The sequence below is a fragment of the Pseudomonas sp. Wu6 genome, from assembly GCF_019891515.1.
GTDB classification, from domain to species: domain Bacteria; phylum Pseudomonadota; class Gammaproteobacteria; order Pseudomonadales; family Pseudomonadaceae; genus Aquipseudomonas; species Aquipseudomonas orientalis_A.
On record NZ_JAFLXH010000033.1, the window covers coordinates 57,350 to 80,153 of the forward strand.

Annotated in this window: 23 protein-coding genes and 1 other RNA gene; 15 read left to right on the forward strand and 9 right to left on the reverse strand. The window is 61.1% G+C overall.

Translation table 11 applies throughout. The annotated features are described in order from the left end of the window. Positions 1 to 3 precede the first annotated feature (3 nt). A complete protein-coding gene (locus tag J1G34_RS20790) occupies positions 4 to 789 on the reverse strand; it encodes a transporter substrate-binding domain-containing protein (RefSeq protein WP_065887009.1) in 786 nt (261 codons plus the stop codon). 255 nt (positions 790 to 1,044) lie between these two features. Here J1G34_RS20790 and J1G34_RS20795 point away from each other — a divergent pair, with 255 nt between their 5' ends. The 6 genes from J1G34_RS20795 to J1G34_RS20820 all read left to right on the forward strand — a co-directional run bounded on the left by J1G34_RS20795 (position 1,045) and on the right by J1G34_RS20820 (position 8,318). Then, positions 1,045 to 1,740, forward strand: coding sequence for a FadR/GntR family transcriptional regulator (locus J1G34_RS20795; RefSeq protein WP_065887010.1), 696 nt, complete (start codon positions 1,045 to 1,047; stop codon positions 1,738 to 1,740). 120 nt (positions 1,741 to 1,860) lie between these two features. Beyond that, entirely contained in the window at positions 1,861 to 2,190 is a 330-nt protein-coding gene (trxA, locus tag J1G34_RS20800) for a thioredoxin TrxA (RefSeq protein ID WP_015886460.1), read from the forward strand. 234 nt (positions 2,191 to 2,424) lie between these two features. Then, on the forward strand, positions 2,425 to 3,684 hold the full coding sequence (rho, locus tag J1G34_RS20805) for a transcription termination factor Rho (protein WP_003176825.1): 1,260 nt from the start codon (positions 2,425 to 2,427) through the stop codon (positions 3,682 to 3,684). Positions 3,685 to 3,841: 157 nt separating this feature from the next. After that, positions 3,842 to 5,824: an acyltransferase family protein gene (locus J1G34_RS20810; RefSeq protein WP_222994566.1), complete on the forward strand. Its 1,983-nt coding sequence runs from the start codon at positions 3,842 to 3,844 to the stop codon at positions 5,822 to 5,824. Positions 5,825 to 5,883: 59 nt separating this feature from the next. Beyond that, positions 5,884 to 7,350: a 4-hydroxy-3-polyprenylbenzoate decarboxylase gene (gene ubiD / locus J1G34_RS20815; RefSeq protein WP_065887012.1), complete on the forward strand. Its 1,467-nt coding sequence runs from the start codon at positions 5,884 to 5,886 to the stop codon at positions 7,348 to 7,350. Continuing rightward, entirely contained in the window at positions 7,350 to 8,318 is a 969-nt protein-coding gene (locus J1G34_RS20820; RefSeq protein ID WP_065893903.1) for a CDP-6-deoxy-delta-3,4-glucoseen reductase, read from the forward strand. Before ubiD ends, J1G34_RS20820 begins: the two co-directional genes overlap by 1 nt. Before the next feature lie 181 nt (positions 8,319 to 8,499). Here the strand turns inward: J1G34_RS20820 and J1G34_RS20825 are convergent, their stop codons facing one another. Further along, positions 8,500 to 8,982, reverse strand: a complete 483-nt coding sequence (locus tag J1G34_RS20825; RefSeq protein WP_065887014.1) for a sn-glycerol-3-phosphate transporter — start codon at positions 8,980 to 8,982, stop codon at positions 8,500 to 8,502. 326 nt (positions 8,983 to 9,308) lie between these two features. Between J1G34_RS20825 and J1G34_RS20830 the strand changes: the two genes are divergently transcribed. Both J1G34_RS20830 and J1G34_RS20835 read left to right on the forward strand, forming a co-directional pair. Continuing rightward, a complete protein-coding gene (locus J1G34_RS20830) occupies positions 9,309 to 11,696 on the forward strand; it encodes a TonB-dependent receptor plug domain-containing protein (protein ID WP_222994567.1) in 2,388 nt (795 codons plus the stop codon). 27 nt (positions 11,697 to 11,723) lie between these two features. Continuing rightward, the gene (locus J1G34_RS20835) at positions 11,724 to 12,377 is read left to right on the forward strand and encodes a gamma-glutamylcyclotransferase (RefSeq protein ID WP_065887016.1); all 654 of its coding nucleotides are present in this window, start codon (positions 11,724 to 11,726) and stop codon (positions 12,375 to 12,377) included. On the opposite strand, the gene glpT is transcribed toward J1G34_RS20835, so the two are convergent. Together glpT and J1G34_RS20845 are read right to left on the reverse strand one after the other, a co-directional pair. After that, a complete protein-coding gene (gene glpT, locus J1G34_RS20840) occupies positions 12,374 to 13,711 on the reverse strand; it encodes a glycerol-3-phosphate transporter (protein ID WP_065887017.1) in 1,338 nt (445 codons plus the stop codon). The genes J1G34_RS20835 and glpT overlap by 4 nt on opposite strands. A 274-nt stretch (positions 13,712 to 13,985) precedes the next feature. Continuing rightward, a complete protein-coding gene (locus J1G34_RS20845; protein ID WP_065893900.1) occupies positions 13,986 to 14,963 on the reverse strand; it encodes an NADPH:quinone oxidoreductase family protein in 978 nt (325 codons plus the stop codon). Positions 14,964 to 15,113: 150 nt separating this feature from the next. Between J1G34_RS20845 and J1G34_RS20850 the strand changes: the two genes are divergently transcribed. Next, positions 15,114 to 15,530, forward strand: coding sequence for a flagellar basal body-associated FliL family protein (locus J1G34_RS20850; RefSeq protein WP_065887019.1), 417 nt, complete (start codon positions 15,114 to 15,116; stop codon positions 15,528 to 15,530). A gap of 4 nt (positions 15,531 to 15,534) precedes the next feature. Here the strand turns inward: J1G34_RS20850 and J1G34_RS20855 are convergent, their stop codons facing one another. Then, complete coding sequence (locus J1G34_RS20855; protein WP_222994568.1) at positions 15,535 to 15,984, reverse strand: EVE domain-containing protein; 450 nt, start codon at positions 15,982 to 15,984, stop codon at positions 15,535 to 15,537. Between the two features lie 194 nt (positions 15,985 to 16,178). On the opposite strand from J1G34_RS20855, the gene J1G34_RS20860 reads away from it, so the two are divergent. Continuing rightward, the gene (locus J1G34_RS20860; protein ID WP_015886446.1) at positions 16,179 to 16,325 is read left to right on the forward strand and encodes a hypothetical protein; all 147 of its coding nucleotides are present in this window, start codon (positions 16,179 to 16,181) and stop codon (positions 16,323 to 16,325) included. Between the two features lie 6 nt (positions 16,326 to 16,331). Here the strand turns inward: J1G34_RS20860 and J1G34_RS20865 are convergent, their stop codons facing one another. From J1G34_RS20865 to J1G34_RS20880, 4 genes are all read right to left on the reverse strand, one after another. Then, on the reverse strand, positions 16,332 to 16,961 hold the full coding sequence (locus J1G34_RS20865) for a 5-formyltetrahydrofolate cyclo-ligase (RefSeq protein WP_065934159.1): 630 nt from the start codon (positions 16,959 to 16,961) through the stop codon (positions 16,332 to 16,334). Positions 16,962 to 17,019: 58 nt separating this feature from the next. Next, positions 17,020 to 17,198, reverse strand: a non-coding RNA gene (gene ssrS, locus J1G34_RS20870) — 6S RNA. 30 nt (positions 17,199 to 17,228) lie between these two features. After that, positions 17,229 to 17,546, reverse strand: coding sequence for a cell division protein ZapA (locus J1G34_RS20875; protein ID WP_065887022.1), 318 nt, complete (start codon positions 17,544 to 17,546; stop codon positions 17,229 to 17,231). Next, entirely contained in the window at positions 17,543 to 17,752 is a 210-nt protein-coding gene (locus tag J1G34_RS20880; protein WP_003177365.1) for a TIGR02449 family protein, read from the reverse strand. Before J1G34_RS20880 ends, J1G34_RS20875 begins: the two co-directional genes overlap by 4 nt. Before the next feature lie 139 nt (positions 17,753 to 17,891). Here J1G34_RS20880 and J1G34_RS20885 point away from each other — a divergent pair, with 139 nt between their 5' ends. Genes J1G34_RS20885 through J1G34_RS20905 form a run of 5 tightly spaced genes read left to right on the forward strand, consistent with a single transcriptional unit; the run spans position 17,892 to position 22,680 of the window. After that, positions 17,892 to 18,449, forward strand: coding sequence for a YecA/YgfB family protein (locus tag J1G34_RS20885; protein ID WP_065898120.1), 558 nt, complete (start codon positions 17,892 to 17,894; stop codon positions 18,447 to 18,449). Positions 18,450 to 18,469: 20 nt separating this feature from the next. Beyond that, on the forward strand, positions 18,470 to 19,792 hold the full coding sequence (gene pepP / locus J1G34_RS20890; RefSeq protein WP_065887023.1) for a Xaa-Pro aminopeptidase: 1,323 nt from the start codon (positions 18,470 to 18,472) through the stop codon (positions 19,790 to 19,792). Next, a complete protein-coding gene (gene ubiH / locus J1G34_RS20895) occupies positions 19,789 to 20,976 on the forward strand; it encodes a 2-octaprenyl-6-methoxyphenyl hydroxylase (protein WP_065936959.1) in 1,188 nt (395 codons plus the stop codon). Before pepP ends, ubiH begins: the two co-directional genes overlap by 4 nt. Beyond that, positions 20,969 to 21,454 (forward strand): DUF4442 domain-containing protein, encoded by a 486-nt coding sequence (locus J1G34_RS20900; RefSeq protein ID WP_065887025.1) that lies wholly within the window; start codon positions 20,969 to 20,971, stop codon positions 21,452 to 21,454. Before ubiH ends, J1G34_RS20900 begins: the two co-directional genes overlap by 8 nt. Positions 21,455 to 21,462: 8 nt before the next feature. Beyond that, on the forward strand, positions 21,463 to 22,680 hold the full coding sequence (locus J1G34_RS20905; RefSeq protein ID WP_163003354.1) for a 2-octaprenyl-3-methyl-6-methoxy-1,4-benzoquinol hydroxylase: 1,218 nt from the start codon (positions 21,463 to 21,465) through the stop codon (positions 22,678 to 22,680). The last annotated feature ends 124 nt before the right edge of the window (positions 22,681 to 22,804 follow it).

Consider the following 22,804-nt stretch of genomic DNA (forward strand, 5'->3'; position numbering starts at 1 on the left):
GGCTTAGAGGTCGGCAGGCAAGGGCTCTTTGAGCCATTGCAGCGCGTTCTTTTCAAGGCTGCCGTCGGCCTTGGCCGCGACCAGGATCTGGTTGACCTTCTCCAGCAACGCCGGCTCGTTCTTGTTCACGCCGACGTACACCGGCGAGTCCTTGAGCTTCACTTTCAGCGCCGGTACGCGCTTGGGATTGCGCTCACTGATCGCCACCATCACCACGTTGCCGCTGGCGATCAGGTCGACCTGGCCGGCCAGATAGGCGGCGATGGTCGAGTTGTTGTCTTCAAAGCGCTTGATGGTCGCCTCCTTGGGCGCGACAGCCGTCAGCTCGATGTCCTCGATGGCGCCACGGGTCACGCTGATAGTCTTGCCCTTGAGGTCGTCGGTGCTGCTGACGGCGGCGTCAGGCGGGCCGAATACGGCGAGGTAGAAAGGTGCGTAGGCCCTGGAGAAGTCGATGACTTTTTCGCGCTCGGGGTTCTTGCCCAGGCTGGAGATCACCAGGTCCACCTTGCCGGTGGTGAGGAACGGGATGCGGTTGGTGCTGTTGACCGGGGTCAACTCCAGCTTGACCTTGAGTTGGTCGGCCAACAGCTTGGCGGTGTCGATGTCCAGGCCGCGGGGTTTCATGTCGGGGCCTACCGAACCGAATGGCGGGAAGTCCTGCGGCACAGCAACCTTGAGGGTGCCACGGGCGACGATATCGTCCAGACCGTTGGCCTGGGCGGGTGCCTGGCTCAGCATCAGGCTGGCAAACAGGGCAGTGAGCAGGGCGCTGTAGCGCTTGGTCATGGCAACTCTCCGAGAAGGGCGAAGGAATTTTCTGAATTTGCTCAGTGCACAGCCCATGCCAGCCCTCTTGGAAGAGGCTGTAAGGCACGCAGTCGTTGAGATGAGATGGTCTTACTGGTCTGAACAGTCGTTGAGATTTTCGCACCCTTTTCGAGCGCCGTGAAAAGCGCGCGAGCCCCTTTGGGGCGTGGCTTGCCGGCAGACATGAATAGCTTTACAACTAGTCAATCAATCGACTGTAACTTTGAGTTTTCCATGAATTCCATCGCTCAAGCCGTACCGGAGGCGGCCCTGCAGGCCATCCGCAAACTGATCAAGGAGCAGGGCTTCGGGCCGGGCGATGCATTACCTTCTCAACGTGATCTGGCGCTGCGCCTGGGCGTCAGTCGGGCGTCGTTGCGCGAAGCGTTATCGTCCTTGAGCGCCCTGGGTGTGGTCAGTGTGCAGCCGGGCAAGGGCGTGTTCGTGCAGGTACCGCAGCCGCCGTCCGAACTCGCCTGGCCGTTTGCAGCGCAGGCCACGCCGCTGGATATCTTCCAGTTGCGTTACGCCCTTGAAGGGTTCGCAGCCGGTTTGGCGGCGGTCACCTTGACCACCGATGAACTCGACAGCCTCCAGGACAATGTCGAAGCAATGCGCAAGGTGCTTAAGGCCGGTGACTTTGAAAGCGCCGCCCGGCTGGACTTCGAGTTTCATCGGCGCATCCTGCTGGCCAGCGGCAACCAGGCGATGGTGAGTATCCTGAGCGCCAGCGCCGAGGTCTTCCTGGAAAGCCAGAAACTACCGTTCATCCGGCCGGAACGCGCCATGGAAACCTGGCAGGAACATCGCAAGATCCTGCGCGCCCTCGCCCGGCGCACCAGTGCGGCAGCGCAGAAAACCATGCAGGAACATGTACGTAATGCGGCGATGCGCACGGGCATTGCCTTCGTCACACCTGTCTCGCCGTGAGCGGGCGATATTCAAAGTCATGCGCGGCCATAGCAACACTCAATCAGAGGCGGCTTCCTGAACGGGGGAAGGGCGGCTATGATGGGCAACGTTTTTTTTGCTTACAATCCGGAGACATCCATGAGCAACGATCTTATCAAGCACGTCACCGACGCGACCTTTGAGGCCGAAGTACTCAAGGCTGCCGGCCCGGTGCTGGTTGACTACTGGGCTGAATGGTGCGGCCCTTGCAAAATGATCGCTCCGGTCCTGGACGACATTGCAACCACTTACGAAGGCAAGCTGACCATTGCCAAGCTGAACATCGACGACAACCAGGAAACCCCGGCCAAGCACGGCGTGCGTGGTATCCCAACGTTGATGCTGTTCAAGAACGGCAACGTCGAAGCCACTAAAGTGGGCGCGCTGTCGAAGTCCCAGCTGCAAGCTTTCCTCGACGCCAACATCTAAGCGTCGCCAAAAAAGCCCCGAAAATCTCGGGGCTTTTTCGTAAAACAGGGCTAGACGCTCCGAAATTCAGGTGGTACATTCGGCCCCGCACTGGTTTCTCCACTGCCCCCTGCAAGCCGTCGCCGACGCATTCCTTTTCGATTAGTACGCGATCCTGTCGCCTTCTCTGCGGCGCGGCCTCATTAAGCCAAAAGCTTAATTTCCCCCCTCCATAAATGATTACGTCATTCCTATATGAATCTGACTGAACTCAAGCAAAAGCCGATTACCGACCTGCTCCAACTGGCCGAAGAAATGGGCATAGAAAATATGGCCCGTTCGCGCAAGCAGGACGTGATTTTCTCCCTGCTCAAGAAGCACGCGAAAAGCGGCGAGGAAATCTCCGGTGATGGCGTGCTGGAGATTCTCCAGGACGGCTTCGGCTTCCTCCGCTCTGCAGACGCTTCCTATCTCGCCGGCCCAGACGATATCTATGTCTCGCCGAGCCAGATCCGTCGCTTCAACTTGCGCACCGGCGACACCATCGTTGGCAAGATCCGACCGCCGAAGGAAGGCGAGCGTTATTTCGCCCTGCTCAAGGTCGACACGATCAACTTCGATCGTCCCGAGAACGCGAAAAACAAGATTCTCTTCGAGAACCTGACCCCGCTGTTCCCGACTGTGCGCATGAAGATGGAAGCCGGCAACGGTTCCACCGAAGACTTGACCGGTCGTGTGATCGACCTGTGCGCGCCGATCGGCAAGGGCCAGCGTGGCCTGATCGTCGCGCCGCCGAAAGCCGGTAAAACGATCATGCTGCAGAACATTGCAGCGAACATCGCGCGTAACAATCCTGAAGTTCACCTGATCGTACTGTTGATCGATGAGCGTCCGGAAGAAGTGACCGAAATGCAGCGCACTGTGCGTGGCGAAGTGGTTGCCTCGACGTTCGATGAGCCGCCAACCCGTCACGTACAGGTTGCCGAAATGGTGATCGAGAAGGCCAAGCGCCTGGTCGAGCACAAGAAAGACGTGGTGATCCTGCTCGACTCCATCACCCGTCTGGCCCGTGCCTACAACACCGTGATCCCGAGCTCCGGCAAGGTGCTGACCGGTGGTGTCGATGCCCACGCCCTGGAGAAGCCGAAGCGTTTCTTCGGCGCCGCGCGGAACATCGAAGAAGGCGGTTCGCTGACCATTATCGCCACCGCGCTGGTTGAAACCGGCTCGAAGATGGACGAAGTGATCTACGAAGAGTTCAAGGGTACCGGCAACATGGAACTGCCCCTGGACCGTCGTATCGCTGAAAAGCGTGTGTTCCCGGCCATCAACATCAACCGCTCCGGCACGCGCCGCGAAGAGTTGCTGACCGCCGACGACGAACTGCAGCGCATGTGGATCCTGCGCAAGCTGCTGCACCCGATGGACGAAGTGGCCGCTATCGAGTTCCTGATCGACAAGCTGAAAACCACCAAGACCAACGACGAGTTCTTCCTGTCGATGAAACGCAAGTAATACGGCGTTTCAGGTCCGAAAAATGGCGTCCCGCCCGGGGCGCCATTTTTTTTGCGTCGAGATTCATCGTTTTTTATGGCATAAGTGTCCGTTAAGTAACAAAAATTGTATCCGCGACTACGCTCACTCCTTTCGTCACAGACTGACCACAATTCTTATGACCACTCTTGCTTACCGCAGGGACATTGACGGCCTACGTGCCATCGCTGTCCTCGCAGTCGTGCTGTTTCACTTCGGCGTTCCTGGCCTCACCGGCGGTTTCGTTGGCGTCGATGTCTTCTTCGTCATTTCCGGCTTTTTGATCACGTCCATTATTTGGCGTGAGCGTCAGGCCGGGCGCTTCAGTTTCATCGACTTCTGGGCTCGGCGCGCACGGCGCATCCTGCCGGCGCTGTTCGTAATGATTGCGGCCACACTCGCGGTGGGCTGGTTTCTGTTGGCGCCCAAGGACTACGAAGAGTTGGGGCGGTCTGCGCACTATCAGGTGACCTTTACCTCCAACCTGTTGTTCTCGCGCCAGCATGGCTACTTCGATGCAGCTTCTGACATAAAGCCCCTGCTGCACACCTGGTCGCTGGCGGTAGAAGAGCAGTTCTACATTTTCTTCCCGCTGTTGCTCACGCTGCTTTCAGCTCGCCTGAAGCACTGGCGCCTGGCGCTGTTCGCGGTGCTGCTGGGCTCGTTTGGCATGAGCGTCTGGGCGGTTGAGCACGAGCCGCAAAAAGCCTTCTTCCTGCTGCACCTGCGTGCCTGGGAATTACTGGCCGGTGCGATGCTGGCGGTGATGCCCAAATATCAATGGCGCGCTTCGCCTGCCCTGGCCCAGGGGGTCAGCCTGGCCTCCATGGCACTGATCCTGATCGCAGTATTCGGTTACGACGCGAAAACCCCGTTCCCCGGCCCGGCCGCGCTATTGCCGGTGCTGGGCGTGGTCGGGTTGATCTGGGCCAACGGGCAGCAATACACCTGGGTCGGGCGCCTGTTGAGTGCGCGGCTGATGGTTGGTATCGGGCTGATTTCCTATTCCTGGTACCTGTGGCATTGGCCGGTGTTCGTGTACGCCAGCTATGCCGCGGTGGATGGCTTGAGCGTCCTGGAACTGGCCGGCTTGATGCTGCTTTCGTTGGTGCTGGGCTACCTGTCCTGGCGCTTCGTGGAAACGCCGTTCCGGGAAAAACGCTTGCTGGCCTCGCGTAAGGCGATTCTTGCTTCAGCCGTGGTCGGCATCCTGGGGCTGGGCTTTACTGGCTTGGCGATCCGTGAATTCGACGGTGTGCCGTCGCGCTTGTCTGAGCAGGCGTTGATTTTCGCGAAGGCAAAGAAGTGGAGCCCTGAGCTGATGGCGTGCATGGCTGACAAGGACACGCCCGATGAGCGGTTGTTCTGCCATTTCGGTCCCAAAAGTCAGTCGGTTTCGGCGCTGGTATGGGGCGACAGTCACGCCACCGCGCTGATTCCGGCGCTCAAAGAGGGCGCTGATCGCCATGATATCAGCGTGATTGAAGCCAGCTTTGCCGGCTGCATCCCCTTGGATGGCCTTGAGAACATTGCCCGGTGTGCGCATTTCAACCATCGCGTCGAGAAGGCGATGGCCGAAAAGAAAATCAGCGATGTGGTGTTGGCGGCGCGCTGGAGCCTGTATGTCTACGGGCAAATGTCGGGTGACAAAGAGCATGCGCTCAAAGACCCCAGCACCGGCGAGTACGTGCAGGCTGTGGCTGAGCAACGCTTTGCCCAGGGGATGCGCGAGCGCATTCAGGCGCTGCGCGCTGCGGGGCACAAGGTCTGGCTGGTCAAGGAGGTGCCGCTGCAGGAAATCATCGTGCCTTACCGTCTCAGTCGCCTGGCAATGATGCACCGACCGTTTGACGGCGAAGGTCTCGACGTAGCCAAGCATCTCAAGCGCCAGGCGTTTATCAGTCAGTTGTTCGACGAACTGGCGGCCGCCGACAGCGGCGTCGCGGTGCTGGACCCGGCGCCCTCGCTGTGCGGCACCGATGGCTTGTGCCGGGTCGAGCTCAACGGGCGTGCGCTGTACACCGACGATAACCACCTGTCTGAAGTGGGCGCGCGGCATATCGAGGCCTTTATGGAACCGCTGTTCAGTTCGCTGCAGTCACGGGGACTGACGGCCAATTAAGCTGCCAGCCGCCTCGAGAGCAGGTAGGATGTACGCCTATTTTACGGGTGGCATGGTTAATGAAATTCAAGGATCTTCGGGATTTCGTGCAGCAACTTGAGCAGCGCGGAGAGTTGAAACGTATCCAGATGCCGATTTCACCGGTACTGGAAATGACTGAGATTTGCGACCGTACCTTGCGTAACAAGGGCCCGGCGCTGTTGTTCGAGAACCCGACCGGCTACGACATTCCGGTGCTCGGCAACCTGTTCGGCACACCCGAGCGCGTCGCCTTCGGCATGGGCGCCGAGGCGGTCAGCGAACTGCGCGAGATCGGCAAGCTGCTGGCCTTCCTCAAGGAGCCCGAGCCGCCCAAAGGTTTGAAGGACGCCTGGTCGAAGCTGCCGATCTTCCGCAAGATCATTGCCATGGCGCCCAAGGTGGTCAAGGACGCGGTGTGCCAGGAAGTGGTCATCGAAGGCGATGACGTCGACCTGGCCATGCTCCCCGTGCAGACCTGCTGGCCCGGCGACGTCGGCCCGCTGATCACCTGGGGCCTGACCGTCACCAAAGGTCCGAACAAGGACCGCCAGAACCTCGGCATCTACCGCCAGCAAGTGATCGGCCGCAACAAGGTGATCATGCGGTGGCTGAGCCACCGTGGCGGTGCCCTGGATTTTCGCGAATGGTGCGAAAAACACCCGGGCCAGCCATTTCCGGTCTCCGTGGCGCTGGGCGCCGACCCGGCCACTATTCTGGGCGCAGTGACGCCGGTGCCGGACAGCTTGTCCGAATACGCCTTCGCCGGCCTGCTGCGCGGTAACCGCACCGAGCTGGTGAAGTGTCGCGGTAACGATCTGCAAGTGCCGGCCACCGCCGAAATCATCCTGGAAGGTGTGATTCATCCCGGTGAAATGGCCGATGAAGGGCCTTACGGCGACCACACCGGTTATTACAACGAAGTCGACAGCTTTCCGGTGTTCACCGTTGAGCGCATCACCCATCGGATCAAGCCGATCTACCACAGCACCTACACCGGCCGGCCACCGGATGAGCCGGCCATCCTTGGCGTGGCGTTGAACGAGGTGTTCGTGCCGATCCTGCAAAAGCAGTTTCCGGAAATCACCGACTTCTACCTGCCGCCGGAAGGTTGCTCGTACCGCATGGCCATCGTCACCATGAAGAAGTCGTACCCAGGCCATGCCAAGCGGGTAATGCTGGGTGTGTGGTCGTTTTTACGACAGTTCATGTACACCAAGTTCGTTATCGTCACCGACGACGACATCAATGCCCGCGACTGGAACGACGTGATCTGGGCCATTACCACGCGCATGGACCCCAAGCGCGACACGGTGATGATCGACAACACGCCGATCGATTACCTCGACTTCGCTTCGCCGGTGTCGGGGCTCGGATCGAAAATGGGCCTGGATGCCACTCACAAATGGCCGGGTGAAACCACCCGCGAGTGGGGCCGGGTCATCGTCAAGGATGACGCCGTGACTGCTCGCGTCGATGCAATCTGGAAAGAATTGGGAATAGATTGATGCGTGTAACCCTGCAACCTTCCGGCGCGGTACTGGAACTGAACCCCGGCGAACGCATCCTCGACGGCGCGCGCCGCCTGGGCTACGAATGCCCGCAGGCGTGTCGCAACGGCGTATGCCACGTGTGTGCGGCGCTGTTGGTGGAGGGCCGTGTGCAGCAGGGCGGTGAAGTGCGCGATCATGGTGAGTTCTACACCTGCATCGCCGAGCCGTTGGAAGATTGCATTGTGTTGTGGGATGGCGTGCTGGCGCCGGGGGAGTTGCCGGTGCGCAAATTGTCGTGCCAGTTGAGCGAATGCGTGGAAGTCGGCGGCGATGTGTGGCGCGTGCGCCTGCGGGCGCCGGCTGGCAAGGCGGTGCGTTACCACGCCGGGCAGTACCTGATGATCGAGCGTGAGAACGGCGAGAAGTCGGCGTTTTCCCTGGCATCGGCACCTCACTGCGGCCGCGAGCTGGAACTGCATGTGCTGGCCCGTGAGGACAGCGCACGCAACCTGTTGGAGCAGCTACAGCGCAACCGGATGGCGCGGGTTGAACTGCCGTTCGGTGACACCCACCTGGCCCAGTTGCCGGACGGGCCGCTGGTGCTGATCGCCGCCGGCACGGGCATGGCCCAGATGCACAGCCTGATCGAGCATTGCCGGGCTTCCGGCTTCAAGCACCCGGTGCACCTGTATTGGGGCGTGCGTCGCCCGGAAGATTTCTACGAGATCGAGCACTGGGATCAATGGCGGCAACTGCCCAACCTGTTCCTGCACAAAGTCGTCAGTGACCTGTGCGGTTGGGAAGGGCGCTGCGGCTTGCTGCATGAAGCCGTGTGCGAAGACATTACCGACCTCAAGGCCGTGCACGTGTACGCCAGCGGATCACCGGCGATGATCTACGGCACGCTGGATGCGTTGGTCGACGCCGGGATGGATGCGCACCAGATGCGCGCCGACGTATTTGCCTACGCTCCACGTCCCTGACGTAATCAACGTATGGGAGGGGGCTTGCCCTAATGCCGCCCTCTGTAGGAGCGAGCTTGCTCGCGAAAAACTCACAGGCACCGCGTTCATTCAGGAAACACGCGTTATCGTTGACGGTTTTCGCGAGCAAGCTCGCTCCTACAGACAGGGCGTGCACCCTCCCACATTGATTTGCGCCCGTTCAGAATCTTAGTCCAGTCGTCACCATCGCTGCATTGAACCCCAGCAACACCAGTTCTGCCGCCATCGGCCCGTAATGCGTGCCCACGGACGCAATGATGACGGGCGCCACGCCATAACGGTTCAGGGGGATCTTGTCACGGTACTTGCCGCGATAACCCTGGATCGCCCCACCCGTGACCTTCAGGTACACCGGGTACTCGGCCATGTCATAGCGCTTGCCGGCGTATGCGTAGTAGGCGCGTTGCCTGAACGAGTTGCGAAAGGTCGCCGCGCCATAGACCAGGCCCGACGCTTCGTTGCGCTCCAGTCCCAGCAGGTTTTGCTGGTTGTTGTGCTCGGGGTCGGGCGCGAAATGCCGGGTGTAGACGCTGGTCTGCGCGTACCAGAAGCCTTTGTCGTCGTTTGCCGGTGGGGTTTCAGCTGCCAGTGCAGTGGTGGCCTGGGCCAGGAACAACAGGCCAGGCAAGCGGATTTTGTGCATGGGCGGCCTCGATAGTCGATTGGGTGAGCGGCTAAGTGGGTCGTGATGTGTGCGGCATTTTGGCGGATTGCCCGCTGCTCAGGCTGAACCTGGGCTGAAAGCGCTCGGATTGCCATCGCGGTGGCTGATGAGCGGGGAGGGTGCTTATGCATTCGCTTATTCTTTTAAGGTATTTATTTTATTCGATGAATATCTTTAGGCTATATGTCAACGGACTACCGACTTCATCCACAGCCACCAATCACTGACCGCTACCGCCCGCCAGCCGGATCGATCGTACGAACTCAGAGCGTTGAAGTTCTATTAATTGATTCATAGGGAGCGGTATGGGGAGCTACAGAAAACACGCGTTATACACGGCGATTTTGTCGGCCAATTTGCTGACCACCGTGGGATTCAATCCCGTTCTGGCGGATGAAACGTCCGCCGTCGATGCGCCCCAACTGGATACGGTCATCGTGACCGGCACCCGCGCCCAGGAGCGCACCGCCAGTGCTTCGCTGTCGCCAATCGATGTGATCTCCGGCGAAACCCTGCGCAGTACCGGTTCCGACGAGCTGGGCGCGGTGCTGGCGCGCCTGATCCCATCGATCAACTTTCCACGGCCGAGCCTGGTGGATGGCGCCGAGCTGGTACGCCCGGCGCAGTTGCGCGGTTTGTCACCGGACCAGGTGTTGGTACTGGTCAACGGCAAGCGCCGTCATACCAGTGCTTTCGTCAACCTCGGCGGTGCGGTCGGTCGCGGTTCGGCACCGGCGGACCTGAATGCAATCCCACTGTCGGCGGTGGACCACATCGAAGTGCTGCGCGATGGCGCGTCGGCACGTTACGGCTCCGACGCGATCGCCGGCGTGATCAACGTGATCCTCAAGCACGACGACCAGGGCGGTTCGATCTCCACTCGGTTCGGCGGGTACAAAAAAGGTGACGGCATCCAGCGTAATGTCAGCGGCAATACGGGCCTGGCATTGGGCGAAAACGGCTTTATCAATCTGTCGGCCGAAGGTGCCGACAACGATTACACCAACCGTGCCGGCAATGATTACCGCCCAGGCAGCGTCGGTTCCACCACCTACGGCCAGCGTGTATTCCGTCAAGGCGAGCCGGCCACCAATGAGGGCAAATTCCAGTTCAACTCGGAATATTCCTTCAACGATGCCGCCGAGTTCTACAGTTTCGGTGGCTACAGCAAGCGCCGCGGCGAGACGGCAGCGTTCTACCGCGCCAGCAACGCTTCCAACAATATTGCTGCACTCAACCCCAACGGCTACCTGCCGCTGATCAAGGGCAACCTGGAAGACACCTCGCTGGTGGTGGGCCTGCGCGGGCTGCTCGCCTACGACTGGCACTACGACCTGTCGGCCAACTACGGCAAGAATCAGTACGAGCTCGGCACCGAAACCATCAACACCTCCCTGGGCCTGGCGACGCCGCGCAAATTCAACAACGGCACCCTGAGCAACGAGCAGAAGCAAGTCAGCCTGAACCTGTCCCGCGAGTTTGACCTGAGCTGGCTGCCGTACCCGGTGTCCGTGGCGTTCGGCGGTGAATACTTGCATCAGGGCTATGAAATCCAGGCAGGTGAGCCCGCGTCCTACTACCAGACCGGCAGCTCTGGCCTTGGCGGGTTCCGCGATGCCGATGCCGGCACCAGTACGCGGCATAATTGGGCGCAATACCTGGATTTGGAAACCCACTTCACCGAAAAACTCAGCGCCTCGGCCGCCGTGCGCCATGAGGACTACAGCGATTTTGGCTCCAACCTCAGCGGTTCGCTGTCGGCGCGTTACGACTTCACCCCGCAAGTGGCGTTGCGCGGCAGCATTTCCAATGGCTTTCGCGCGCCGTCCCTGGCCCAGCAGAACTTCGCCTATACCTCATCGCAATTGATCGGTAATACGATCCAGGAGGCCGGCACGTTCCCGGCCAACAGCCAGGTGGCGCGCCTGCTCGGTGCCGAAGACCTCAAGGCTGAAAAGTCGCGTAACTACAGCCTTGGCCTGGTGCTGGAGCCTGCCGACGACCTGACGGTGACACTGGATGTGTATCGCATCGACATACGCGACCGCATCAGCCTGTCGTCCAACCTGAATCTCAATCCGGCGACGGTGGCCTACCTGCAAGCCAACGGTGTCGGCAATATCAACTACACCACAGCGCGTTATTTCACCAACGCCACCGACACCAGCACCGACGGTGTCGACCTGGTGGCCAACTATCGCTATCTGTTCGATAACGGTATCCGCTGGAACAGCACCGTGGGCTACAACTACAACCACACCAAGGTCACCGATGTGAAGGCCAACCCGGCCGTCCTCGACAGCCTGGGCGCCAACCTGGTGCGGGTGGACCGTCGCGAGCGCATCGGCTTGCTCGGCGATACCACGCCCCAGCACAAGCTGAGCCTGGGCAACGACTTCACCTTCGGCAATTGGGCGCTGCACAGCAACCTGGTGCGCTATGGTGAGTTCACCAGCTACCAGGCGGACAAGGTCAACGACCAGACCTTCAAGGCAGCCTGGGTGCTGGACCTGTCGGCGGACTACAAGTTGAAGAACTGGACCTTCACCCTCGGCGGCGACAACGTCACCGACAAATACCCCGAGAAGGTCAATGCCTACGCCAGCAGCGGCGGCAACCTGGCCTACAGCACTTTTTCGCCGTACGGTTACAGCGGCGCGTTTTATTACGGTAAAGTCGCTTACAACTGGTAGCACACAGGAGGCGCAACGCTTTTCGCCATGACCGCCATTGAAACCGATCTTCTGCAGTTGGCTTACCCTCCGCGGCTCGATCTTGGGCCGCAACTCACTCACGAACAATTAATGAGCTCGATGCAGGCCACCATGGCCCGGCATAAGGGTGGGCCGGTCTGGCTGTTTGCCTATGGTTCGCTGATCTGGCGTCCTGAATGTTCGTCGAGCGAACGGGTGCGCGCGCGGGTTCACGGTTACCACCGTGGCCTGTACCTGTGGTCCCACGAGCACCGGGGTACGCCGGAGTTGCCGGGCCTGGTCTTCGGGCTGGATCGGGGCGGTTCGTGCAGCGGGTTTGCCTACCGCTTGCCGGAAGATCAGTTGGAGGCTTCGCTGTATGCGTTATGGCAACGCGAAATGCCTTACCCCTCCTACAAGCCGCACTGGCTCAGTTGCCGCCTGGAAGATGGCAGTCAGGTGCAGGCGTTGGGATTTGTGCTGGAGCGGCACTTGCCCAGCTATGCCGGCAACTTGCCCGATATCGTACTGAACCATGTGCTGCAAAGCGCTTGCGGGCGTTACGGCACTACTCGCGATTATGTCGAGCAGACCGTGAACGCCCTGCGTAGCCACGCCATGCCAGATAAAAACCTGGAGGCGCGGCTCAAGCGTTGTGCGAAGGATTGCCCGGGCAGTTAGCGCGCCGAGCTGACGCTGTTGGTGTGCCACAGCGTCGGGATCAGGAAGGCGATCGCCAGCACGCACGCGCCGATCAGCAGCACGAAACCACCGTCCCAACCGAAGTGGTCCACGGTGTAGCCCATCGCCGCGCTCGCCGCCACCGAACCGCCCAGGTAGCCGAACAGGCCGGTGAAGCCGGCCGCGGTGCCGGCGGCTTTCTTCGGTGCCAGTTCCAGCGCCTGCAGGCCGATCAGCATCACCGGGCCGTAGATCAAAAAGCCGATGGAGACCAGCGCAATCATGTCGACCATCGGGTTGCCCGGCGGGTTGAGCCAGTAAACCAGAGTCGCCACGGTCACCAGCGCCATGAACACGATGCCGGTCAGGCCGCGATTGCCACGGAAGATTTTGTCCGACATCCAGCCGCACAGCAGCGTGCCCGGGATACCAGCCCACTCGTAAAAGAAATACGCCCAGGACGACTTGTCGACCGTGAAATGCTTGGCTTCTTTCAGGTAGGTCGGCGCCCAGTCCAGTACGCCGTAGCGCAGCAGGTAGACGAACACGTTGGCGAGGGCGATGTACCACAGCATTTTGTTGCGCAGCACGTACTTGACGAAGATTTCCTTGGCGCTGAATTCGTCTTCGTGGCTGGCGTCGTAGCCTTCCGGGTAGTCGTTCTTGTACTGCTCGATCGGCGGAAGGCCAACCGATTGCGGCGTGTCGCGCATGGTGATGAAGGCAAACGCCGCCACTGCCAGCGCCACCGTGGCCGGGACGTAGAACGCCGCATGCCAGTCATTGAACCAGGCCATGCCCAGCAGGAACAGCGGACCGATCAGGCCGCCGCCGACGTTGTGCGCCACGTTCCACACCGAGACCACGCCGCCGCGTTCTTTCTGCGACCACCAGTGCACCATGGTCCGCCCACTTGGCGGCCAGCCCATGCCTTGGGCCCAACCGTTGATGAACAGCAAAATGAACATCATGGTCACGCTGGACGTCGCCCAAGGCGCGAAACCGAAAATGAACATCACCCCCGCTGACACCAGCAGGCCGAAGGGCAGGAAGTAACGCGGGTTGGAGCGGTCGGACACCAGGCCCATGAGGAACTTGGACAGGCCGTAGGCAATCGCGATGGCCGACATCGCCAGGCCCAGCTCACCGCGGGTATAGCCCTCGTCGATCAGGTAGGGCATGGCTAGGGAGAAGTTTTTGCGCAGCAGGTAATAGCCGGCGTAACCGAAGAAAATACCGGCGAAGATCTGCCAGCGCAGGCGTCGGTAGGTACTGTCTATTTTTTCTTCAGGCAGGGGCGCCTGGTGTGCGGCAGGTCGGAAGAAAGCAAACATTCAAGGGCTCCAAATTTCTTGTTTTGACTGCGGATGCGAATGTTACAGTTTCGTTACCGAAAATAGCATCGCCTCTTATCCGCAAACACAGGAAATGGGAGCAATTGCATGTTCTCTTATGAACATGTCGCGAATAGGTAAGTGTGGGTCGTTGAGGATCAAATGTGGGAGGGGGCTTGCCCCCGATGGCGGTGTATCAGGTTAGTCATTGCTGGCTGACCCACTGCTATCGGGGGCAAGCCCCCTCCCACATTTGGGCTGCATTCCACTTCGGTCAGCGGATTTGCACGACAACCTTACCCACCGCCTTGCGCTGCCCCAGGTCATTGATTGCCTGGGCCGCCTGTTCCAGCGGGTACACCTGTGACACCAACGGCTTCAACTTGCCCTCGGCATACCAGGTGAACAGTTGCTGAAAATTGGCCGCATTGTCCTGCGGCTGACGCTGGGCAAACGAGCCCCAGAATACGCCCACCACCGCCGCGCCCTTGAGTAGTGCCAGGTTCACCGGCAATTCGGGGATGCGCCCGCTGGCAAAGCCCACTACCAACAGACGACCATTCCAGGCGATCGAGCGGATCGCCTGGTCAAACAGGTCACCACCCACCGGATCGTAGATCACATCGGCGCCGTTGCCGTCGGTGAGGCGCTTGACCTCATCCTTGAGGTTGGCTTCGCTGTAATTGATCAACTCATCGGCGCCGGCCGCCTTGGCCACCGCGAGTTTGTCGGCGCTGCTGGCGGCGGCGATCACCCGAGCGCCCATGGCCTTGCCGATTTCCACGGCGGCCAGGCCCACGCCACCGGAAGCGCCGAGCACCAGCAGGGTTTCGCCGGGTTGCAGGTTGGCGCGCTGTTTCAGCGCGTGCATCGAGGTGCCGTAGGTCATGCTGAAGGCGGCGGCGGTGTTGAAGTCCATGCTCGGCGGGATCGGCAGCACGTTATAGCCCGGCACCGCCACCTGCTCGGCAAAACTGCCCCAGCCGGTCAGGGCCATCACGCGATCACCGACTTTCAAGTGGCTGACCTTCTCCCCGACGTCACTCACCACGCCCGCCGCTTCGCCACCCGGAGAAAACGGGAAGGGCGGCTTGAACTGGTATTTACCCTCGATGATCAGGGTGTCCGGAAAATTCACCCCGGCCGCGTGCACGTCCAGCAGGACTTCGTTCTTCTTGATCGCGGGGCTGGCGATCTCTTCCAGCACCAGGGTTTCGGCGGGGCCGAAGGCTTTGCACAGCACAGCTTTCATCGGACTATTCCTTTTGGCGTCGTGGCCGATAAGTGTAGGAGGGTACGCCCGTGGGTCAACAAGCATGCCCGCGCCTGATAAGCCCCCATAAGCTTGTGCTCAGCCTTGCTAGCGTTATGCTACCCGGCAATCGAATTCGAGGAATGAACTGTGAAAGCGTGGATCCTGTTGATGCTGGCCCTGACCTTGCCGATGGCCGCCCAGGCCGAAGAAGCCAAAGAGGCCAAAGAGGGCGAGGCGCCGAAGGTCAGCTATATCAGCCTGACGCCGCCGTTCGTGGGCAACTACGGCCTGGATGGCACGGCAAAACTCAAGGTATTCAAGGCCGACATCGCTCTGCGCGTCACCGGCACCGAAGCCGCCGCAGCGGTCAAAGCCAATGATGCGTTGATTCGCAACCAACTGGTGGCACTGTTTACCCAGCAGACCAACGAAGCCATGAGCACGGTTGAAGGCAAGGAAAAGCTGCGCCAGGAAGCGTTGAAGCAGACGCAGCAGGTGATGAACGATGAGACCGGCAAGCCGATGGTGGAAGACCTGTTGTTCAACAACCTGATCATTCAGTAACCCTTCAACGCAGCGCCAGGACTGCCGCCCACTGTTCGGCAGTGACCGGCATCACCGAGAGCCGGCTGCCTTTTTGCACCAGAGGCAGTTCGGCCAGCGCGGCCTGCTGTTTCAGGTAGCCCAGGCCCATCACCTTGGGGAAGGTCTGCACGTGCGCGACGTCGAGTGCGCTCCACGGGTTTTTTTCCGGGGTGGCCTTGGCATCGAAGTAGTGGCTTTCTGGCTCCAGCGCGGTGGGGTCGGGATAGGCGGACTTGACGATCTTGCCGATGCCGGCAATGCCTGGCTCGGGGCAGCTGGAGTGGTAGAAGAAGAATTCGTCGCCCACCGCCATGGCCCGCAAAAAGTTGCGCGCCTGGTAATTGCGCACCCCGTCCCAGCGGGCTTCACCGAGCGTTTCCAGGCCTTTGATCGAGAGTTCGTCGGGCTCGGATTTCATCAACCAGTAGGCCATTTTTGCGCTCCTGAAAAAGGCATTGGGCAAGTTGTCGGGCAATCCCATGACAAACCGACAGTCGGTTGGCGTCAAGGTTTGCGTGTTGGTTCACGTTACCGCAGAATGCCGGGCTTCAAGCTTGGCGCAGCTGCAACGGACTACTTTGGAACGTTGTTGTCATCGTGTACGAGATGCCTGAAGGGGGGCAATCGATGCAACGTAAACCGGATTTACTATGGATATTGGTTATTTTGTTTGGTCTGGGTGTCGTGACCACCGGGTATGCCCAGAGCTTGTGGTCGAACAAGACCGATGCACCGGTTGAGCTTTCGCCTGTGCAGCAGCAATTCAAGCGTTAACGCGATTTAAAGCGTCGCTGGTTCCAGCGGCGTTTCTGCTACATACCATTGTTTTTCGGTGACAGTGCCCGCCAGCGGCACGTCCCAACTCGCCTGCGCCAAGCGATCGACTTGCTGACATTCATGGGCCAACCCCAGCAGCGTCGGCTTGCGCCACGTGTTGCGCCTGGCCAGGTAAGCCAGGCTGCGGTCATAGAAACCGCCGCCCATGCCCAATCGCCCACCCTCATTATCGAACCCCACCAGCGGCAGCAGCACCAGGTCCAGCGCCCACACTTTGCGTTGGCGGTGGGCATCGGCCCGAGGCTCGAGAATACGAAAGCGGTTGGGCAGCAACTTATCCCCAGGCCGCACGCGCTGGAACACCATTTTGGTACGCGGCCACGCACTCAGTACCGGCAGGTAGGTGGCCTTGCCCCGGCGCTGGGCAGCGCGCAGCAGCAGGCGCGGATCGATTTCACCGTCCGTCGGTAGATACAGGGAAATATGTCTGGCCCGGCGAAACAGCGGGTGCTGTGCCAGTTGCCGGTAAAGACCTTGCGCGGCCTGACGCTGCTCGCTCGGTGTCAGAGCGCGGCGTGCTTTGCGCAACAGGCGTCGAAGTTGCGGACGGGAAAGCGGCGCAGGTTCGGTCATGGCTGTTCGGCTCATAAAACAATGCCAGTCCGAAGACTGGCATTGAGTTTGGGAATTCAGGCTCCCCGGCAGAGCCGCTGTCGACTAAGCCCTTGAACCCGAAAGTTCAAGGTGGAAGAAGCAGTAGGCTTTAAGGCTTTCCGTCTAGCGGACATGCACACCAGCCCAACGTGCAACTTCCAGGGTAGTGCGAATCGGCTCCGGGACATCGCCGACTGGCAAACACGCCAGGGAGTGAGGCGAGTATACCTTAAACAGACTCGGCAATCAGCCCTTGGGTGCGTCGGAATCGGTGGAAAGCGCCAGGTCGACGCGTTCGAGCAGGTCACGCACCTGCTCGCGGGTCGAGCCGCTGGCCTGCGCGTCAGGGCGTTCCTGCTTGTGCAGCAGGTCGTGGGTAATGTTCAGTGCAGCCATCACGGCGATGCGGTCGGCGCCGATTACTTTGCCGCTGCTGCGGATTTCACGCATCTTGCCGTCCAGGTAGCGGGCAGCGCTCACCAGGTTGCTGCGCTCCTCCTGGGGGCAGATGATCGAATACTCTTTGTCGAGGATCTGCACGGTAACGCTATTGCTTGAACTCATGAGTCTTGCTCCAGGGCCTTCAGGCGCGAAATCATCGATTCGACCTTACGCCGGGCGATTTCGTTTTTTTCAATGAGGTGAGCGCGTTCCTCGCGCCAGGTCTTTTCCTGAGCTAATAGGAGTCCGTTTTGACTCTTAAGTTGCTCGACCCGATCAATTAGCAGTTCGAGTCTGGCCATCAGCGCTTGCAGGTCGGTGTCTTCCATTGGGTTCCACTGGATTTTGTCTGATGAATGGCAACTTCAGGATAAACGATCTGACGCCCTCGATAGTCTTGGTGCGTCTGCCGGTGCTAGGATACAGCGCTCCATTCTAGACATTGCGCCGTCTGGCGCCTAGCTCACCATGCCCATTCAGAACTCCCCGTACGACGCTTTTTCCAAACTGCTGAGCACCAGCGGTCATCCTTGCTCGCCTGCCGAACTGCATGGCGTGCTGTTGGGCCGCAGTTGCACCGGCGTGGGCTTCGATGCCGACAACTGGCTGGCCGATGTGGCCGAGCTGCTGGAAACCGAACCGACCGAGAACGTGCGTAACGCGCTGATCGGCCTGCAAGAGATGGTCAAGGGCGAGCTGACCGGTGATGACGTCACCGTGGTCCTGCTGCTGCCGACCGACGACGCACCGCTCGCCGAGCGCGCCGCAGCACTGGGCCAATGGTGCCAGGGCTTCCTCCACGGTTTCGGCGTGAATGCCGGCGGCCTGGAACTGAGCACCGACGCCAAGGAAGTGTTGCAGGACCTGGCGGCCATCTCCCAGGTGCAAGATGCCCTGGAAGAGTCCGAAGACGGCGAGGGCGACTATATGGAAGTCATGGAATACCTGCGCGTGGCGCCGTTGCTGCTGTTCACCGAGACCAGGAAGTCCGCTGAACCTGCGGTGCCCAAGCCGTCGCTGCACTGAAAAAGGAAGCCCATCTGCCCATGATCCATATCCCCAAAGCGGAATACACCCGTCGCCGCAAGGCGCTCATGGCGCAGATGGAACCCAACAGCATCGCGATCCTGCCGGCCGCCGCCGTGGCGATTCGCAACCGTGATGTAGAGCATGTCTACCGTCAGGACAGCGACTTTCAGTACCTGAGCGGCTTCCCTGAACCGCAGGCGGTGATCGTGCTGATGCCCGGTCGCCAGCATGGCGAGTACATAATGTTCTGCCGCGAACGCAACGCCGAACGCGAATTGTGGGACGGCCTGCGCGCCGGTACCGAAGGCGCGATCCGCGATTTTGGCGCTGACGACGCGTTTCCCATTACCGATATCGATGACATCCTGCCCGGCCTGATTGAAGGCCGCGACCGCGTGTATTCGGCCATGGGCAGCAATGCCGAATTCGACCGGCATGTGATGGAGTGGATCAACGTGATCCGCTCCAAGGCGCACCTGGGCGCCCAGCCGCCGAACGAATTCGTTGCCCTGGATCATTTGCTGCACGACATGCGCCTGTATAAATCGGCGGCGGAAGTGAAGGTGATGCGCGAGGCGGCGCGAATTTCCTGCGCCGCCCATGTGCGCGCGATGCAGGCCAGCCGTGCCGGCCTGCATGAGTTCAGCCTGGAAGCCGAGCTGGATTATGAGTTCCGCAAGGGTGGCGCGAAAATGCCGGCGTATGGCTCCATCGTGGCCGCAGGACGCAACAGCTGCATCCTGCATTACCAGCAGAATGACGCGCTGCTCAAGGACGGTGACCTGGTATTGATCGATGCCGGTTGCGAGATCGACTGCTACGCCAGTGACATCACTCGCACCTGGCCGGTCAACGGCAGGTTTTCGCCCGAGCAAAAGGCGATCTACGAGATTGTGCTGGCCTCCCAGGAAGCCGCTTTCGCGCAGATCGCGCCGAACAAGCATTGGAACCAGGCGCATGAGGCGACCGTGCAGGTCATCACGGCCGGGCTGGTCAGGCTGGGGTTGCTGCAGGGCGAGGTTGACGAACTGATCGCCAGCGAAGCCTACCGCGCCTTTTACATGCATCGCGCCGGTCATTGGCTGGGCATGGATGTGCATGATGTGGGCGAGTACAAAGTCGGCGGTGAATGGCGCGTGCTGGAAGTCGGCATGGCCTTGACCGTGGAGCCGGGGATCTATATTTCACCGGATAACCAGAACGTAGCGAAGAAGTGGCGTGGCATTGGCGTACGCATCGAGGACGACGTGATAGTGACCAAGCAAGGCTGTGAAATTCTGACCGGCGCGGTGCCCAAGACGGTGGCCGAGATCGAAGCGCTGATGGCGGCTGCCCGATGAGCCGGGTCAACCTGGCGATCATCGGCGGTGGCCTGGTGGGCGCCAGCCTGGCGCTGGCGTTGCAGGCCGGGGCCAAGGCGCGAGGGTGGAAAATCGCACTGATCGAGCCCTTCGCGCCCGGCGACAGTTATCAGCCCAGCTACGATGCGCGCTCCTCGGCGCTGTCCTTTGGTGCCCGGCAGATCTATCAGCGCCTGGGCGTGTGGCAGGACATTTCCCGTCGCGCCGAGCCGATCAAGCAGATTCATGTGTCCGACCGTGGACGCTTCTCCACCGCGCGTCTGTCAGCCCTGGAAGAGGGTGTGCCGGCCCTCGGTTACGTGGTGGAAAACGCCTGGCTGGGCCAATGCCTGTGGCAAGGCCTGGATAAAGAGGTGGTCAGCTGGCGCTGCCCGGCGGAAGTCACGCGCATGGAGCCGCTGCCTGATGGCTACCGCCTGACCCTCAACGATGAAACCGTGCTCGAATGCGACCTCGCGGTACTGGCCGACGGCGGCCGCTCGGGCCTGCGCGAACAACTGGGCATCGGCGTCAAGACGCGCCCGTATAACCAGAGCGCGCTGATCGCCAACATCACCCCGAGCGAAGCCCATAATGGCGAAGCGTTCGAGCGTTTCACCGATGAAGGGCCGATGGCCTTGCTGCCGCTGCCCGACAACCGCTGCGCGCTGGTCTGGACCCGCATGGGCATGGACGCCCAGCGCCTGGCGGGCCTTGACGAGCGCAGTTTCCTCAGCGAATTGCAGGGCGTGTTCGGCTATCGCCTGGGCACCCTGAAGCAGGTAGGCGCGCGGCATCTGTATCCGCTGACCCTGGTGGAAGCGGAAGAACAGGTCCGCTCGCACCTGGTGGTCCTCGGCAATGCGGCGCACAGCCTGCACCCGATCGCCGGGCAGGGTTTCAACCTGTCCCTGCGCGACGCCAACGCCCTGGCCGAAGCCCTGCTGGCCGGGCCTGCCGTGCCGGGCGACCTGGCGACGCTGCAGCGCTACCGCGAGCGCCAGCGCCTGGACCAGCAACTGACGGTGGGTTTCTCCGACCAGGTCACGCGCCTGTTCGGCAGCGGCCAACCGTTGGTGGCGCTGGGGCGCAACATGGGCCTGCTCGGCCTGGACCTGCTGCCGCCGGCCAAGCGCTGGTTCGCCCGCCAGGCCATGGGCCTGGGTACGCGCCCCGATGCGTAAGTGGCTGATCCAGCGTCTGGGCAAGGCGCGGCTGCTGCGCTGGGTGATGACGCTCTATCCGCCGTACCTGGGCGCCGGGGTCAGCGTGCAGCAGATGAGCGCCGACTTTCGTCACGTCAAGGTGCGCATGGGCCTGGGCTGGTATAACCGCAACTATGTGGGCACCCAGTTCGGCGGCAGCCTGTATTCGATGGTCGACCCGTTCTACATGCTGATGCTGATGGAGAACCTGGGCCGCGATTACATTGTCTGGGACAAGGCCGCCAGCATCGACTTCATCTCGCCGGGCAAAGGTCCGGTGTATGCCGAGTTCTCCATCGACGACGCCCTGCTCGATGAGGTTCGTCGACAGACCGCCGATGGCGAGAAATATTTGCCTCGGCTCAAGGTCCAGATTCATGACGGCTCCGGCACCCTGGTGGCGCGGGTCGACAAAACCCTTTACGTGCGGCGCAAGCCGCCAGCGAGACAGGCTTGACTATGGACATGCGCGCAGATGTGCTGATTGTCGGGGCCGGAATGGTCGGAAGCGCCCTGGCGCTGGCGTTGCAGGGCAGTGGCCTGCAGGTATTGCTGCTTGACGGTAGCCCGCTGAGCGTCAAGCCGTTCGAACCGGCGGCGGCGTTTGAACCGCGGGTCAGTGCGCTGTCCGCCGCCAGCCAGCGCATTCTCGAACGCCTTGGCGTGTGGGACGGCATCGTCGAGCGCCGCGCCAGCCCCTATGGCCAGATGCAAGTGTGGGACGGCAGCGGCACCGGGCAGATCCACTTCTCGGCGGCCAGTGTGCATGCCGAGGTGCTGGGGCATATCGTCGAGAACCGTGTGATCCAGGATGCCTTGCTGGACCGCCTGCATGATTGTGACCTGGGGCTGTTGGCCAATGCGCGCCTGGAGCAGATGCGCCGCTCCGGCGATGAATGGCTGCTGACCCTGGCCGATGGGCGCAAGCTGCGCGCGCCGCTTGTGGTCGCCGCCGATGGCGCCAACTCCGCAGTGCGCCGCCTGACCGGCACCCCCACCCGTGAATGGGACTACCTGCACAACGCCATCGTGACCAGCGTACGCAGCAGCCAGCCGCACCAGCGCACCGCGTGGCAACGCTTCACCGACACGGGCCCGCTGGCATTCCTGCCGCTGGTGCGTGATGGGCAGGAGGACTGGTGCTCGATTGTCTGGTCGACCACGCCGGCGGAGTCCGAGCGTTTGATGGCGCTGGACGATGAGCGCTTCTGCGGTGAGCTGGAGCGGGCCTTTGAGGGGCGCCTGGGCACGGTGGTCAGCGCCGACCCGCGCGTCTGCGTGCCGTTGCGTCAGCGTCACGCCAAACGTTACGTGGCCGAAGGCCTGGCGTTGATTGGCGATGCGGCCCACGTCATCCATCCCTTGGCGGGGCAGGGCGTGAACCTGGGCTTTCTCGATGCCGCGGTGCTGGCCGAAGTGCTGCTGGCGGCCAGCGAACGTGGCGAGCGTCTGGCGGATGTGAAGGTGCTGAGCCGCTACGAGCGTCGGCGCATGCCGCATAACCTGGCGCTGATGGCGGCAATGGAAGGCTTCGAGCGCCTGTTTCAGGCCGATCAACTGCCGCTGCGCTGGTTGCGCAATGCCGGGTTGAAGATCGTCGACCAGATTCCCGAAGCCAAGGCACTGTTTGTACGCCAGGCCTTGGGCCTGACCGGCGACCTCCCGGACCTCGCCAAACTGTAAATTGAAATGCGGCCCCCTGTGGGAGGGGGCTTGAACTGGTCAAGTAATCCCGGACACCGATTACGGTGTTTATGCCGCTTTTTGCTCCATGGCTATTGGCGACAGGTAGTTGTTGTAGCTGTGG

Coding starts and splice junctions, on each gene's coding strand:
- trxA (WP_015886460.1), top strand. CDS start 1,861: ATGAGCAACGATCTTATCAAGCACGTCACCGACGCGACCTTTGAGGCC.
- rho (WP_003176825.1), top strand. CDS start 2,425: ATGAATCTGACTGAACTCAAGCAAAAGCCGATTACCGACCTGCTCCAA.
- J1G34_RS20790 (WP_065887009.1), bottom strand. CDS start 789: ATGACCAAGCGCTACAGCGCCCTGCTCACTGCCCTGTTTGCCAGCCTG.
- J1G34_RS20845 (WP_065893900.1), bottom strand. CDS start 14,963: ATGAAAGCTGTGCTGTGCAAAGCCTTCGGCCCCGCCGAAACCCTGGTG.
- J1G34_RS20865 (WP_065934159.1), bottom strand. CDS start 16,961: ATGACCGAACCTGCGCCGCTTTCCCGTCCGCAACTTCGACGCCTGTTG.
- J1G34_RS20885 (WP_065898120.1), top strand. CDS start 17,892: ATGCCCATTCAGAACTCCCCGTACGACGCTTTTTCCAAACTGCTGAGC.
- pepP (WP_065887023.1), top strand. CDS start 18,470: ATGATCCATATCCCCAAAGCGGAATACACCCGTCGCCGCAAGGCGCTC.
- J1G34_RS20875 (WP_065887022.1), bottom strand. CDS start 17,546: ATGAGTTCAAGCAATAGCGTTACCGTGCAGATCCTCGACAAAGAGTAT.
- ubiD (WP_065887012.1), top strand. CDS start 5,884: ATGAAATTCAAGGATCTTCGGGATTTCGTGCAGCAACTTGAGCAGCGC.
- J1G34_RS20825 (WP_065887014.1), bottom strand. CDS start 8,982: ATGCACAAAATCCGCTTGCCTGGCCTGTTGTTCCTGGCCCAGGCCACC.
- J1G34_RS20795 (WP_065887010.1), top strand. CDS start 1,045: ATGAATTCCATCGCTCAAGCCGTACCGGAGGCGGCCCTGCAGGCCATC.
- J1G34_RS20835 (WP_065887016.1), top strand. CDS start 11,724: ATGACCGCCATTGAAACCGATCTTCTGCAGTTGGCTTACCCTCCGCGG.
- ubiH (WP_065936959.1), top strand. CDS start 19,789: ATGAGCCGGGTCAACCTGGCGATCATCGGCGGTGGCCTGGTGGGCGCC.
- J1G34_RS20880 (WP_003177365.1), bottom strand. CDS start 17,752: ATGGAAGACACCGACCTGCAAGCGCTGATGGCCAGACTCGAACTGCTA.
- J1G34_RS20900 (WP_065887025.1), top strand. CDS start 20,969: ATGCGTAAGTGGCTGATCCAGCGTCTGGGCAAGGCGCGGCTGCTGCGC.
- J1G34_RS20830 (WP_222994567.1), top strand. CDS start 9,309: ATGGGGAGCTACAGAAAACACGCGTTATACACGGCGATTTTGTCGGCC.
- J1G34_RS20820 (WP_065893903.1), top strand. CDS start 7,350: ATGCGTGTAACCCTGCAACCTTCCGGCGCGGTACTGGAACTGAACCCC.
- J1G34_RS20860 (WP_015886446.1), top strand. CDS start 16,179: ATGCAACGTAAACCGGATTTACTATGGATATTGGTTATTTTGTTTGGT.
- J1G34_RS20810 (WP_222994566.1), top strand. CDS start 3,842: ATGACCACTCTTGCTTACCGCAGGGACATTGACGGCCTACGTGCCATC.
- glpT (WP_065887017.1), bottom strand. CDS start 13,711: ATGTTTGCTTTCTTCCGACCTGCCGCACACCAGGCGCCCCTGCCTGAA.
- J1G34_RS20905 (WP_163003354.1), top strand. CDS start 21,463: ATGCGCGCAGATGTGCTGATTGTCGGGGCCGGAATGGTCGGAAGCGCC.
- J1G34_RS20855 (WP_222994568.1), bottom strand. CDS start 15,984: ATGGCCTACTGGTTGATGAAATCCGAGCCCGACGAACTCTCGATCAAA.